This window comes from Halomonas sp. SL18_1, assembly GCF_055755715.1.
Map to the genome: position 1 here is coordinate 3,202,077 of NZ_JBVTRK010000001.1, position 12,777 is coordinate 3,214,853.

Below are 12,777 nucleotides of genomic sequence, written 5' to 3' on the forward strand. Positions count from 1 at the left end.
AGGAGCACGCCCATGTCTCGCACCCTGATCATCATCGGCCTGTGCATCGTCGCCGTTGGCATCCTCTGGCCCTGGCTCTCCAAGCTGCCCTTCGGCCAGCTGCCGGGCGACATCGCCATCCGCCGCGAGAACGTCTCGTTCTACTTCCCGATCACCACCATGATCCTGTTGAGTCTGCTCATCAGCGGATTACTGTGGCTGTTCAACCGTTGAGGCGCTTTCGTCCGGGATGCGCCGAACCGGCAGCCAGAGGGTGAAGGTCGTGCCCTCTCCGGGGCGGCTATCCAGCTCGATGCGGCCCCCATGCTTCTGCACGATGCCATAGGAGAGCGACAAGCCGAGGCCGGTGCCCTGACCGACCGGTTTGGTGGTGAAAAGGGGTCGAAGATACGCGACTGCATCTCGGCAGATATCCCCGCCCCGTCGTCGGCAAAGGCGAGCCACACCTGATCGCCTTCGCAGCCGGTGCGCAGTGTGATGGTGCCGTGGTTCTCGATTGCCTGAGCCGCATTGACCAGCAGATTGAGGAAGACCTGGTTGAGCTGGGCCGGCACACACTCGACCGCCGGCAGCTGGCCATATTCCCGCACTATCGTGGCTTTGTACTTGATCTCGTTGGCCGCCACGTTGAGCGTGCTCTCCAATCCCTGATGAAGATCGGCAAGCTGCCAGTCGGTGGCACCGGTACGGGAGAAATCGCGCAGATCCTGAACGATGCGCCGTACCCTGAGCGTACCGTCGATCGACTCGGCAATCAGCGCACCGACATCCTCGCGCAGATAGTCCAGTTCGAGTTCCGACTTGAGTTGCGCGATCCGCCCGACCGCCTCGCTCGTCAATGACGGCTCGACCGTCTCGTAGAGGTCGATCAGGCGCAGCAGGTCATCGATATACTGACGCAGGGTGTTGAGGTTGGAACTGACGAAACCGATGGGATTGTTGATCTCATGGGCGACACCCGCGGCAAGCTGGCCGATCGAGGCGAGCTTCTCCGACTGGAGCAGCTGATTGTGGGCCTCCTCCAATTTTCCGATGAGAACTTGCTGCTCCTCCCTCTCACGCTCCAGCGCCACGAGGGCCTCGCGCCGCTCGCGGATCTCCCGTTCCATACCCGCCTGAGCCTGATGCAGGGCACGATTGATCTGCTCGTTCTCGTGCAGCGCCGCCTCCAGCTCCTTGGTTCGCACCCGCACCTGATCCTCCAGCATCACCGCAGTCTGGAAGAGGCTGAAACCGGAGCCGCACACGCTGGTGCTGCGCTCGGCGCGATCCATCAAGGCCTGCACCATCTTCTGCAACTGCTCGACCCCAAGCTGTCTTCGCGGTATCGGCTGGGTGGCATTGGCTTGCCTCATCGGTTCCGTACGGCGGCCAGACAGGCTCCACCCACTCGGCAAACCGCTCGTTTCGCTACGGGCACGAGCGCCAATGGCAATACCTGTCAGCGTCTGGTTCATGTGCACGCCACCGTATTGCTCGCCATAGGTGCTGAAGCCGACCGCATTATGGCGATCGAAAACCGCCTCCACCGCCGTCTTGGTACTCTTCTGGGTGACCTCCAGGTTGCGCAGAATGCAGTCGCAGGCAAGCACCAGTTGCGGCGGGCCCAGTTCCTCGCTCAGCTGCCCCATGGTTGCCTCCAGGTCGGAGACCAGATCCATTCCTTGGGCCACGCGCAGGACCAGCCCTTCGTCAATGGCGCTGTAGAAGGTCAGGCTGCCGTCCGGCCCGGCCTTCTGTATCGAGCGTACGTAATCGATGCCATCGATCAGTACGACCACCGGCGCAGCAGCGAAATGGTGCGGCTCGAGCGCCTCCACCGAAACGCCCAGCAGCTCGGCATAGGCCTGGGCGGCGGGTATGCCATTGATCTCGTGGACGAGCCTCTGCTCCGCATCGGCCCGGGTGACGACCAGCCGCTCCTCCAGCGAGAGGAAGTGCTGGGTCTTGAACAGACGGAACGCGCAGTCGGTCTTCAATACGGTCAGCACAGCGCTGTCACTGTGGAAAGCCCCGTCATGGAACACCTGGGCTTGGCTGAAACACAGGTCGTCGCCCGCCGAGCCGCCCACCAGCACGATATCGCCCAATGCCGTTTGCAGCGTTCGCGCCACCTGCTCTTCACGGATGGAGAGGCCATCAATGAGCAGAAACCCAAAGCTGTTGCCGCCGCTCGGTCTTGTCGCCCGCTCACCGAGTTGCTGCAGAAGCGCGTCGGTGAACGCCTGGCCACGAGCGATGCCGAACTGCTGAAGGGCATCCAATCGCCCGGTTACCGCCGTACAGCTGCCGGCCGGGAAGCTTACGCCGGTGAGTGTATGGTCGAGATAGCCCAGGGGGCCGATCTCCCCCGCAGTGGTACACCCCACCACGGGAGTGTCGCCGAACAGGCGGTTCATCTCGTCCGCCAGCGCCGTCAGATCGTAGTGGCTGGAACAGAAGAACAGCACCAGCTCGGTATCGGGCTGCACCACCCCCTGATGAAACTCGCGAACGGCAGTGCGAGCATCCTCAGCACGGCTCTGCATGCTACGGATCCGGCTCATGGCGGCTCTCCCCTCGTAGGCCTTTCCTATTGTTATCGGCCCCGGCCGCTGAAGGTTGAGGTTTAGCCCTCCTCTCGGCTGACCCCATAGGCGCGAAGCGCAGAGCGGATTGCGACTGCTCTTCAAGCCCCGTCGTAGAGCGATTTGTCGTGCGTCTTCCCTGGGGTCAGCACCCATAGCCTGGCGCACGCCACGAAGCCCAGGCGACGCGCCAGGTTCGCCGAGGCGGGATTGCTCTCAAGCGCTCCCCAGACGGCGGACTTGCCCTTCGCCTTCATCAAGCCCATGAGATGGAGCACCGCGGCCGCCGCGTACCCCCGGCGACGATGGCTGGCCAGGGTGTCGATGGAGAGATCCCACAGCGACTCCGTTTCCGAGGCCACATAGGCGAAGGCCACGGGCAGCGTGCCGTCAAAGGCTGCCACGACCAGCCCCCCCACCTCCGGCACCCGGGAAAGCTCGGCCTGCAGCTCGGCGGGCAGGTGAGAGAGTGCCGCGATCTCGCTCGGGGTGATCGGCCGGCATCGATGGCGCGGGGCGACGGGCAGCCGTTCGGGGCAGAAAAGACAATGGCAGGCTCGGCGTGAAACGCCGGCAGGAGCGCGCGCACGCCCTCGACGTTGTCCGCGAAGGCCAGCAGCTCCGGCACCTCGCCGGCGGCCAGCGCCAGGGCCTCCGGCGCCGGCTCACCCACCACGGCCCCCAGGCCGACCTCCGGGCTCCAGACCACGAAGCCGTTTTGCCCTTGGTTCTCGACCAGCCTGGCGCTTTCCCGGCGCAGCAAGTCCCGCGTCTCCACCCATAGCGGCAGGTCCGGCAGGCTTGAGAGATAGCGCTCTTTCGCTTCATCCACCCTCTATGCCTCCGGGTATTCCGTGCGTTCTGGGCTGCCGGCAGCGGATCGATGACACACATCTCGCAACCACAGCGCCCATCGGCCTACTCGCGCCAGTATTCCGGCCGATCCATGGCCTTCGCGCAGGCCACCCTGCCACGGACCGCACCGAGGACACCGGCATCGAGCGCGCGCACCATCCAGGCCGCTTCCGGCTCGATGGGGTACGGCGCCATGAGCCCGTGCGGAATGGCGGGTTCGAAGCCGCAGCGCGGATAGTAATCCGGATGGCCCAGCACGAACACGAGCCTGACGCCCTCCTTGGCCAGGCGCTCCACGCCTCGCTCGATAAGCTCACGCCCGACCCCCCGGCGCTGACACTCGGGAATGACGGCCAGCGGTGCGAGGATTCTTGCGGTAATTTCCTGCGATGCCCCCGTGAGTCTGGCGTGGGTGAACAGCACGTGGCCGACGGGAAGAGCCCCTTCGTAGGCGAGCAGCGACAGGCTCGGCCGTGCCGTGGCGTCCAGCAGCAAATCCGCCACCAGGCGCGGCACCGCTTCATCGCTCGGGAACGCCTGGCGCTCGACCTGCAACACATGGTCGAGATGATGATCCTGGGCTTCGACGATCTGCATGGTGAGGATCCCTCAGAGCGTTATCGTGGGGCCGAGACGGCAAAGCCCTCATTCATGAAGCCAAGGCGCGTAGCTCAGGCCGATCAATACACCTTCTGGACTCATGAACCTGGCGACCGTCTGGCCCCAGGGTTCCGTCCTGGCCTCGTGGATAAACGCCTGCCCCTTCGCTTTCATCTCCTGCACCGCCGCCTCCACCGCAGCGGCATCCGCCAGCTCGAACTCGATCGTCGCCGTGGGCTCGGGAACACTCTCGGGCCACTCATCCTGCCCGAAGCAGGACTGGGCGGCCATGGCCAGCGGCCAGACACCGAAATGATTCGCGCCGGGGAAATGATCCATAAAGCGATACTCGTCCATCGCCTCCAGTGGAAGGCCCAGCGCCCCCTGATACAGCGACGCACTAGCCGCCGGGTCTTTGGTGATGGAAGCAAAGCCGGAGATGCATTTGATTTCCATTGACCCCCTCCCGTGATTAAAACTGCCTAACGCCGTGCTCACCGGAAAATTGCGAGTGCCAGTGAGTAATTTTTCCGATGCAGCAAATTGTTAAATGCCAACCTACACCATACCAATGTACTTTTGATGATTCTGTACCCTGTCAATCCATGCCAAGACTGAGGGGTACTCATTCAGTTCAAAGCCGCCTTCATGAGCGACATGAGTATACCCATATAGGCTGATATCCGCTGTAGACAGGGAGTCGCCGGTTAAGTAGGGAGAAGTTGAAAGCTGCTGCTCCATAACTGCCAGAGCCTTATGTCCCCCAGACTGTTTGGCTTCGTATTCTGCCTTCCGTTCTTGAGGTAGGCCGAGATACTTGGCGATAAAACGCGCAACCGCTATATATGGTTCGTGGCTGTACTGCTCAAAAAACTGCCACTGCTGCACCTTCGCAATCTTGAAGCTGTCTGACGGAAGCAGATCACTCCCTGCAGCCAAAAAATTAAGTATGGCATTGGACTCGGACAGGCACCGTCCGTCTTCAAGCTCAAGAAGTGGAATCTTCCCGTTGGGGTTCTTCTGTAAAAATTCAGCTTTCGATGTACCGCCTGCCAATATGTCCACATGAACCCACTCATGCTCGATATCCAGCAACGAGCACAGCAGCTTGATTTTGTAGCAGTTCCCTGACTTAACATCTCCATAAATTCTCATCGGCTTTCCTTTCAGCATTTAACGCTTTGCACAGCGGCGCGAGGTACGAGCGTCCGACGCCGTAGGCGTGAACTGCTGCAACTTGTTATGTTTTTTACCATTGCGTCGCACTACGAATTTGACAAATACCATATTCACACCCGGACTCATTCAAATCATCAATGACATGGCTAATACAACAATCTCCATACACTTCATAATTAACTGAATTATCATTTTTGTTTCGGGTGTATACAGCATACAGTGCATCTTGAGGCCCACAGTATGGGCAGCATTCTCCTTTATTTATCAGGCCAATCAAACGATCATGAGAATTCGGTAGATACTGCCTGATTAACGGATAAAACCTAGGTGAAGACAGTAAAATTCTTTCTATGTCATAGCAATTGAAAATTCTACTTTGGCTATTAATTTGATTGCAAACCTTATTTACTGATGTTCTAAAACCTTCTGTAAATGATGTTGAAAAGAAGAACATAAACCCATTACAGCCATGCTCTACCAGCTTGTTAGCAAGAGCTGCATCATCACTTACACCAACCGATCTACCACTGTGTGCATAGTGTTTACAACTTACCAACCATCGATAACCACGACTCCCAAAACGACTAGGCTCTTCACAAATAATATCACGCCCACCATCGGGACCTACGGCAGGCTGAACGTGTATATGTAAACCCATTTCTTCCAAAAGATGCATACAGAAATTTTCAAATGCATGGTCGTTTGGTATTTCTTTTAAATCTATAACCATATTCCCATCCCAAGTAAAACATAACGCCCGCAGCATGCGCAGCTTTGTAGTGAAGGCGAAGCCGCAACGAAAAAGCTGTCGCCATGCCTGCGATTGTTATGCGCTGTCGCGAACATTAACCAAGCCCCAATCTGTTGACAATAGCAACACTTTCTTCACGGTTAAAATTTAAATTGGTAGCAGAGCATGCGTGTTTCATGAAATCTGAGATAGATGAATCATCACTAATTGTAAATTTGTTTCTTTCAGATAACACCTTATCCAAGAAATAGATTCCTTGGGATACATCGATTAGCAACTGAGCTGTGATAAAACTTATATTGCTGGAAATATCATGCCTCTCTGAGCCATTTAACTCTTCTTCATTCTCAAGCCATCGCTTTATATAAATATCTCGCGTCTTATCTTTTTGTTTAATGCCTTCAATCGATCGCTCCATCCGAGACACAAGCATTCTTTGGTGTGGGCCAATCATTCTATCTGTTCCGGCAAGCTCTACTATGAGGTTTTCAATTAACTTTAAATCTAGAGGGGCGGGACCTGAATAGCTCTGTTTCAAGGGGCTTCTGTATTCTTCTAGCAAGGCAGGAAACCAGCTTATAAGATCGTCCTTAAGTATAGAAAACTCATTATAGAACGCATTTTCAAGGGCTTTGGATCGCTCTCTAAACAGACTTACCGCTAGGCGGTGCCCAAGGAAAACACCTATTAGCGCACCTAGAACGCCACCACTGATGAGTGCACCTAAGACAAAACCTAGCAAGCTATTCTCCATTACTCGAAGCCTCTCGCTCTATCGCATAACGCCGCCATAAACGGCGCGAGCTTGCGAGCGTCCGGCGACCGTAGGGAGCGAATTTAATGGCCTTGTTATGCATTTCTCAAATGTCTGGCCTTGTTGAAGCTTGGCATAGCCAGTTGGCGATACGCCTTCGTTACATCTTCTAATTTAATTCCGAGGGACGATATTTGATCGTTTGACCAACTTTCAGGATCAATCCAGAAGTCCGCCTTATGCTCGCAGATCATTGCGAGCTCCTCATCAATATGGCGAAGCGGTATTGCCGCCGCACCCCAGTACCTTACGAGCTGTGCTTCTGTATCAGTATTTCTTTCGGAGCCCCGCTCAAGTGATTTGTAATAGATCTTTGTCTCCTGCAACGCTGTCACAATTGCCCGTAAAGCGTTGTCTTTTAACTCTCTTTTCTCTTTGGACAGAGTCGAAATGGGCCCCATCAATGAAATCAGTCTATCAATTAAATACTCAAGCACTCTAGGTCTCCTGATTTAATGCATAACGCGGAGCGCACCGGAGACCTTGACGCAGCGAAGCGAAGACAAGGGCGTCCGAGTGCCGCGTTTGGTTAACTGGTTTATGTAATATTGGCACGGCGATTTCGCTCCTGCTCAATCATTTGTTCCTGACGTTCCTCAAGGGAATTCAGTCCAAGACGCGCACGGCGTTCATTAACCGTAGCAGAATCCTCAATAGGAAACGGTATTGGCCACCCATTTTCATCTATATCAAACTGGGTACCGTAGTATTGAAGCTCACCACCTAAAGTTCGCACTCGATCCTGAAGGAATGCCAACTGCCAGCCTGCCGCATCCTCTCTCGAAACGGCATGCTCTAGCAGGGAAACACACTCTGCCATGAAATCTGTATCTGAAACAGAGTGCTGAGCAATAAGCCATGCAGCTTTAGCAGCCTCCTCCCCAACTAACGAAATGCCGGGCCAACCGTGTGCACCAATAATCTCTTTCAGGCGAGAAGCATTCTGCTCATGCAGGGCTTTCATCCGGGGATGATAAGACTCAGATGGCAGCTCTCCGGAATCGAAGAGTTGCTGCAACAACCGCTGGTCGTCTGTCATCATCGTGACCAACTCATTCACAATATCCTGATTCATGGACTCCTTCCCAGTTAACGCCAAAACTCACCGGAGCGACGAAGGAGCGTCCGGTGCAGTTAATTGTTGGGCACAACTCAATCATCGATCTGGTTGTCCTTCGGTGGACTCCACCCTTCTCTTCTAAGCTCTTGCAAGACCTCTTTGCGAACCTCGCCTCGTATGCGTTTGATAGAATTGAGATACTTGGTAACCTCGTCACACAGAACCAATATCACGCAAATCGACATGAGGATAAAAACATCATTGGAAAGAATCGAGTCATTTTGATAAACATTTTGACCCATGGCGAATAAAAGCGACAACACGAACAACCAGAATAGGAGAAGAAACAATCGCGTTCTAGGCATATTACCCTCTCACTGCCCATGCAAAGATTATGGTCCACAACGCTACTGACGCAACCATCAAACCGAAGCAAATATATCGCTCAAAGTCGTCAGCATCCAAGCCACCTTCATCGTCCAAGAGAATCCCGGCGGCAGTTAGCGGGCCAAGCAGTATCGCGAAAAATACAATAATCGGCAAAATTACAGCCATCGCAGAAATTTCCGCGACAACCATTGCAGCCTCTTTTATATCGGTTTCCATCGACTTTTCGCTCACGACCATACTCATGTGGCCCAACAGTGATTAGACAGCGCGCTCTATGATTGGATAAACGTGCTCGCGCGTTCATCCAATCATAGAGCGCGCACGACCTTTCTAACCCATTGATCATAAAAAATATTAAGTAAAAATAGGCCGCATACGAATTCTTCGCGTGCCTGCTGCCTTTGCCGGCTTCAATCATCCTTTCGCATCCTTCAGTAGGATTTTGGCACGCTACCGCCCCTATCGGGCATGGTCGGGGGTTGCCGCTTCCATGCGATAGTCGGGGGGGGTGCTATGTCGCTGCCTTCTCACCTCTCTTAGGCTATCCAGCCTAAGCAAATACTGAAATAACTGCAAAGCGCCTCCCTTGACTCAGCGCAGTAAGCGCTCCACGAACCCCACCTGTTGCGGCCTGAGTTAGCCTGGATATTTCATGAGCGCCGCCAGTCGGTGCTCTCTGGTTGTTGATTCGCCGAACGCACCCCACAGCGCATCATGTTGGTCAGTTTTTGATCGATTTCCCGCCGTTTGAGCACACTGCCCCCTTTCCCCCAGTGTTTATTCCGTGCCGGGGACAGCACCGCACCGGTCATCCCGGCACCAGCTTGCGAGCGAGCTTCTGGAAGAGATCCTGATCGGGGTAGTGACTGCTCAGCATCAGGCGGACGCGCCGGGTATTGCGGATCACTACGCCACCGATCTTCAGCAACTTCAGGCGCAGGGTGGTGACCTGGGCCGTGGCGTACGCGGTGCGCTTCAGGTACACCCGGCGCAGCCGTTCCAGCAGCAGGTAGGCCAGACCGGCCAGTAGCAGTCGGTACTGGTTGGGCCACCAGTCATGGCAGCTGGTGCGGTCGGCGAACAGCCATTGCTGCTCCTTGATGCGGTTCTCCATGTCACCGCGCGGGCAGTAGCGGTGGTCATAAAGCCACTGCGGACTGCCGTGCAGGTTGGTCACCACGTAACGGGTGTTGAAACCGCGGTAGCTGGTCTCGGCCTTGACCACTACCTTGCGTCGCGGGCGCTTCCAGCTGTGGGCCGCATAGTCGATGCGCCCGAAGTGACGCTGCTTGGTACGCTCAGCCTCCCAGCGAATCGCCGACTCTAGCGAATATCCAGTGACAGCTTCTCGAGGCGGCTGTTGGTCGCCAGGCCAACGATGTACTCGACACCATGGCGTTCACACCAGGCCAGGATCAGTGGTCGACAGAAGCCACTGTCGCCGCGGAAGACGAGCTTCACCTCGGGCCAGGCCTGACGCAGCCGCCGCACCAGCAGGGCCAGGATGGCGCCGGCATGGTGGGCCGCATCGCGATAGGCCGGGCGCAGGTAGCTGACCAGCAACTGCTGGCCACAGAAGACGTAGAGCGGCAGGAAGCAGTACCCGTTGTAGAAGCCGGAGAAGTGCCGACCGAGCTGCTCGCCATGCACCGGATCGTCGGTGGCATCGAAGTCGAGGATCAACCGCTTCTTCGGCGGTCGCCGGAAGGAGCGGATGAACTGCTCGACGATCTCCTCCTGGATCGCCACCGCCCACTGGCGACTGGCCTGCTGTTCGAAGCGACACAGCGTCGCCTGACTGGCCAGCACGTCGTCGGTACCGACCGCGGTCTGCAAGGCGATGTCGCGACGCAGGGCGTGGTGGTCGTTGAGGTCCTCGTAGCCCAGCGCCAGGCCAAAGACCCGCTGCCGGAGCATGGTCTCGGCCTGATGCCGACAACGGCGCGCAGCCCGCGCATCCTCCAGGCGGCGCGCGATGGTACGGGTCAGCCCCATTTCACGATCCAGTTGGCGAAGCAGCAGGGCACCACCATCGGAGGTGATCTCGCCACCGTCGAAACTGGCGGTGACCTGACGGCCTTTACAGCGTGGAAAGGAGGCGGTCGGCATGGTACATTTCGTCATGGCGGCTGTAGCGGTTGATTCTGGATTAGGCCCTTGAATCATAACCGATTTTCAGCCGCCTTTTTCATGCCTGATGAAATATCCGGGTTAGACCGGTAGAGTGTCTTTCCAGCGCCAGGGCAGCAGCATGCCGAGGTCGTCATCCTCGCCGAGTGTTGGCAGGGTCTCGAACACGAACTGCAGGTACTCGTAGGGCGAGAGGCCGTTGGCCTTGGCCGTCTCGATCAGGCTGTAGATCATCGCGCTGGCCTGGGCACCGCTCGGCGTGTGGCTGAACAGCCAGTTCTTGCGGCCAACGACGAAGGGGCGAATGGCATTTTCTGCTGCGTTGTTGTCCAGCGGGATCAGCCCGTCATCGAGGAAGCGCGTCAGGCGCTGCCACTGGCCATCCAGGTAGTGCAGGGCCTTGCCCAGAGTGCTCTTCGGCAGCACCTGCGTCAGCGACTTGTCCAACCAGGTGCGTAGCTGGGTGATTAGCGGGCGGCTCTTCTGCTCACGCAACGCCTGGCGTGCCTCGGGATCCATCCCCTTGGCCTGCTTCTCCACGGCGTAGAGCTTGCGGATCTGGTTGAGCGCCCAGTCAGCCTTGCCGGTCTTGCCCTTGGGCTGCACCTTCTGCGCCTCGACGAACTTGCGACGGGCGTGCGCCCAGCAGCCGGCATGGGTGATGCCGTTCTTTCGCACCACCTTGGCATAACCCTCGTAGCCATCGGTGACCAGGCGGCCGGCATAGTCACCCAGCAGGCGCAGGGGCACCCGACCGGCTCGGCTGGCGTCATAGTCGAACAGCACCACCTGTTGGCCAGGCGGGCCGCCGCGCTGCAACCACATGTAGGACGTTGAGCTCGCCGGCCGATCCGCCTCGGCGTTGACCTGAAGCGTGGTCTCGTCCATGTGGATCAGCGGGGCCTGTAATAGGTGCTGTCGCAGGGCCTCGACCAGCGGTATCAGTCGCTCGCCCACCTGGACCATCCAGCGGGCCAGGGTGTTGCGCGGTATCTCGGCGCCGTGTCGGGCAAAGATCTGGCTCTGCCGGTAGAGCGGCAAGGCGTCTTGGTACTTGGCGGTGGCCACATAGGCGAGCAACGTCGGGCTGGCGTTACTCTTCGGCAGCAGCTTGGCCGGCGTCGGGGCGATCTGCACGCCCTCCTCGCAGGTGGGGCAGCCGTACTTGAGGCGCACATGGCGGATCACCTCGACCCGCGCCGGCACCACATGCAACTCCTCGCTGATCTCTTTGCCGATCTCCTTAAGCCCGGTGCCGTCGTGGTGGCAATGCCGGGCATCCTCGGGGAGCTCATGGACGACCTCGACGCGGGGCAGTTCGGGCGGTAGCGCCACGCGGCCACCACGGGTGCGGCGTTTGGCCGGCTGATGGGGGTCGGCCGGTGCGTCAACCTCATCGTCAGCCGTGCCATCCTGGGCGCTGGTCTCTTCCTCGTCGACCGCTGCTTCGGCCTCGTTGATGAGAAGGTCACCCTGCGCGACACGGTACTTTTCGGTGGAGGGACCGAACTGACGCTCGATGGCCAGGCGGAACTGCTCGAACAGCGCCGCCTTGGCGGCTTCCCACTCTGCCTCTTTCTTCTCCATCAGCTGATGGAGACGCGCGATCTCCTCCTGCTGAGCACGCACTTGGCGCTGCAGTTGGGAAACGCTGGCGGAAGACGTAGAGGCCGACGAAGTCATGCCGATATTTTACCAAGCAGCGCCACCGGAGGCAGCAAAAAAGTCAACCAACTGCCTGAAAATCCAACGCCTTATGAGGCTGCATGGCGCTGAGATCATAGCCGTCAAGAAGCCAGTTCAGCTCTTGGCCCGAGAGCGTGACGGTGTCACCCTCCAGCCGATCCGGCCACTTGAAGCGCTCCCGCTCCAGGCGCTTGTACCAGACCACGAAGCCGTTGCGCTCCCAGAACAGCAGCTTCACCTTGTCGCGCTGACGGTTGCCGAATACGAAGACCGCCTCCTCGAAGGGATTGAGCTCCATGGCCTCCTGAACCAGCAGGGCCAGTCCATCGATCTGCTTGCGCATGTCGACCGGCTCGCGGCACAGGTAGACGCGCAGTCCCGTGTCCGGCCGAATCATGGCGTCACCTCCACGGCGACGAAACGCTGCGGGCGATGACGAGGTGGCACAGGTACATCCTGCACCACCAGACGCTGCTCCCACGCCAGCAATGACGCCAGCTCCAGCCCTTGCTCTTCGGCGTACTCGCTCAGCGGCAGTTGCCGAGAGGAGGCATGGAACAGGTGGCCCAGCCAGAAGGCCTGTGTCGATGTCAGGTCGGTCATGGTGTCCTCCTTGGGATCGGGTGACACCAGTCTGATGGACACTATTCAGTTGCAGAAGATGGGGTTTGTGGAGCGCTTACTCAGCGCAAGGTCGGCACAGGCAAGTCTGAATCACGGGATGGCAACCAGGTGGGGCTTGGGG

At 57.8% G+C, this 12,777-nt stretch carries 13 protein-coding genes and 2 pseudogenes; 1 reads left to right on the forward strand and 14 read right to left on the reverse strand.

Annotation, left to right across the window (positions count from 1 at the left end; translation table 11 throughout):
* Nucleotides 1-12 precede the first annotated feature (12 nt).
* Nucleotides 13-213: a DUF2905 domain-containing protein gene (locus ACSJDS_RS16295; RefSeq protein ID WP_473034164.1), complete on the forward strand. Its 201-nt coding sequence runs from the start codon at nt 13-15 to the stop codon at nt 211-213.
* Here the strand turns inward: ACSJDS_RS16295 and nosP are convergent.
* From nosP to ACSJDS_RS16365, 14 genes and pseudogenes are all read right to left on the reverse strand, one after another.
* Nucleotides 190-2,723 (reverse strand): annotated as a pseudogene (gene nosP / locus ACSJDS_RS16300) (nitric oxide-sensing protein NosP). The gene ACSJDS_RS16295 and the pseudogene nosP overlap by 24 nt on opposite strands.
* Nucleotides 2,669-3,094, reverse strand: coding sequence for a GNAT family N-acetyltransferase (locus tag ACSJDS_RS16305; protein ID WP_473035050.1), 426 nt, complete (start codon nt 3,092-3,094; stop codon nt 2,669-2,671). The pseudogene nosP and the gene ACSJDS_RS16305 overlap by 55 nt, the downstream one beginning before the upstream one ends.
* Before the next feature lie 391 nt (nt 3,095-3,485).
* Entirely contained in the window at nt 3,486-4,019 is a 534-nt protein-coding gene (locus ACSJDS_RS16310; RefSeq protein WP_473034165.1) for a GNAT family N-acetyltransferase, read from the reverse strand.
* Nucleotides 4,020-4,067: 48 nt separating this feature from the next.
* On the reverse strand, nt 4,068-4,478 hold the full coding sequence (locus tag ACSJDS_RS16315; RefSeq protein WP_473034166.1) for a VOC family protein: 411 nt from the start codon (nt 4,476-4,478) through the stop codon (nt 4,068-4,070).
* A gap of 102 nt (nt 4,479-4,580) precedes the next feature.
* Nucleotides 4,581-5,177, reverse strand: coding sequence for a glutathione S-transferase family protein (locus ACSJDS_RS16320; protein WP_473034167.1), 597 nt, complete (start codon nt 5,175-5,177; stop codon nt 4,581-4,583).
* A 94-nt stretch (nt 5,178-5,271) separates the two neighbouring features.
* A complete protein-coding gene (locus ACSJDS_RS16325) occupies nt 5,272-5,931 on the reverse strand; it encodes a restriction endonuclease (protein ID WP_473034168.1) in 660 nt (219 codons plus the stop codon).
* A 115-nt stretch (nt 5,932-6,046) separates the two neighbouring features.
* The gene (locus ACSJDS_RS16330) at nt 6,047-6,706 is read right to left on the reverse strand and encodes a hypothetical protein (protein WP_473034169.1); all 660 of its coding nucleotides are present in this window, start codon (nt 6,704-6,706) and stop codon (nt 6,047-6,049) included.
* A 95-nt stretch (nt 6,707-6,801) separates the two neighbouring features.
* Entirely contained in the window at nt 6,802-7,203 is a 402-nt protein-coding gene (locus tag ACSJDS_RS16335; protein WP_473034170.1) for a hypothetical protein, read from the reverse strand.
* Between the two features lie 101 nt (nt 7,204-7,304).
* Entirely contained in the window at nt 7,305-7,841 is a 537-nt protein-coding gene (locus ACSJDS_RS16340) for a DUF6624 domain-containing protein (RefSeq protein WP_473034171.1), read from the reverse strand.
* 351 nt (nt 7,842-8,192) lie between these two features.
* A complete protein-coding gene (locus ACSJDS_RS16345) occupies nt 8,193-8,447 on the reverse strand; it encodes a hypothetical protein (RefSeq protein ID WP_473034172.1) in 255 nt (84 codons plus the stop codon).
* A 577-nt stretch (nt 8,448-9,024) separates the two neighbouring features.
* Nucleotides 9,025-10,340, reverse strand: a pseudogene (locus ACSJDS_RS16350) (IS1380 family transposase).
* Between the two features lie 87 nt (nt 10,341-10,427).
* Complete coding sequence (tnpC, locus tag ACSJDS_RS16355; RefSeq protein ID WP_473034173.1) at nt 10,428-12,029, reverse strand: IS66 family transposase; 1,602 nt, start codon at nt 12,027-12,029, stop codon at nt 10,428-10,430.
* 43 nt (nt 12,030-12,072) lie between these two features.
* Nucleotides 12,073-12,429 carry an IS66 family insertion sequence element accessory protein TnpB gene (tnpB, locus tag ACSJDS_RS16360; protein ID WP_027961197.1) on the reverse strand — a complete coding sequence of 119 codons (357 nt, stop codon included), beginning with the start codon at nt 12,427-12,429 and terminating at the stop codon, nt 12,073-12,075.
* Nucleotides 12,426-12,635: a hypothetical protein gene (locus tag ACSJDS_RS16365; protein WP_473032531.1), complete on the reverse strand. Its 210-nt coding sequence runs from the start codon at nt 12,633-12,635 to the stop codon at nt 12,426-12,428. Before ACSJDS_RS16365 ends, tnpB begins: the two co-directional genes overlap by 4 nt.
* Nucleotides 12,636-12,777: the final 142 nt, after the last annotated feature.

Bases quoted from the DNA above. Each gene is read 5' to 3' on its own strand.
- ACSJDS_RS16295 (WP_473034164.1), top strand. From the start codon at position 13: ATGTCTCGCACCCTGATCATCATCGGCCTGTGCATCGTCGCCGTTGGC.
- ACSJDS_RS16310 (WP_473034165.1), bottom strand. From the start codon at position 4,019: ATGCAGATCGTCGAAGCCCAGGATCATCATCTCGACCATGTGTTGCAG.
- ACSJDS_RS16315 (WP_473034166.1), bottom strand. From the start codon at position 4,478: ATGGAAATCAAATGCATCTCCGGCTTTGCTTCCATCACCAAAGACCCG.
- ACSJDS_RS16320 (WP_473034167.1), bottom strand. From the start codon at position 5,177: ATGAGAATTTATGGAGATGTTAAGTCAGGGAACTGCTACAAAATCAAG.
- ACSJDS_RS16325 (WP_473034168.1), bottom strand. From the start codon at position 5,931: ATGGTTATAGATTTAAAAGAAATACCAAACGACCATGCATTTGAAAAT.
- ACSJDS_RS16330 (WP_473034169.1), bottom strand. From the start codon at position 6,706: ATGGAGAATAGCTTGCTAGGTTTTGTCTTAGGTGCACTCATCAGTGGT.
- ACSJDS_RS16340 (WP_473034171.1), bottom strand. From the start codon at position 7,841: ATGAATCAGGATATTGTGAATGAGTTGGTCACGATGATGACAGACGAC.
- tnpC (WP_473034173.1), bottom strand. From the start codon at position 12,029: ATGACTTCGTCGGCCTCTACGTCTTCCGCCAGCGTTTCCCAACTGCAG.
- tnpB (WP_027961197.1), bottom strand. From the start codon at position 12,429: ATGATTCGGCCGGACACGGGACTGCGCGTCTACCTGTGCCGCGAGCCG.
- ACSJDS_RS16365 (WP_473032531.1), bottom strand. From the start codon at position 12,635: ATGACCGACCTGACATCGACACAGGCCTTCTGGCTGGGCCACCTGTTC.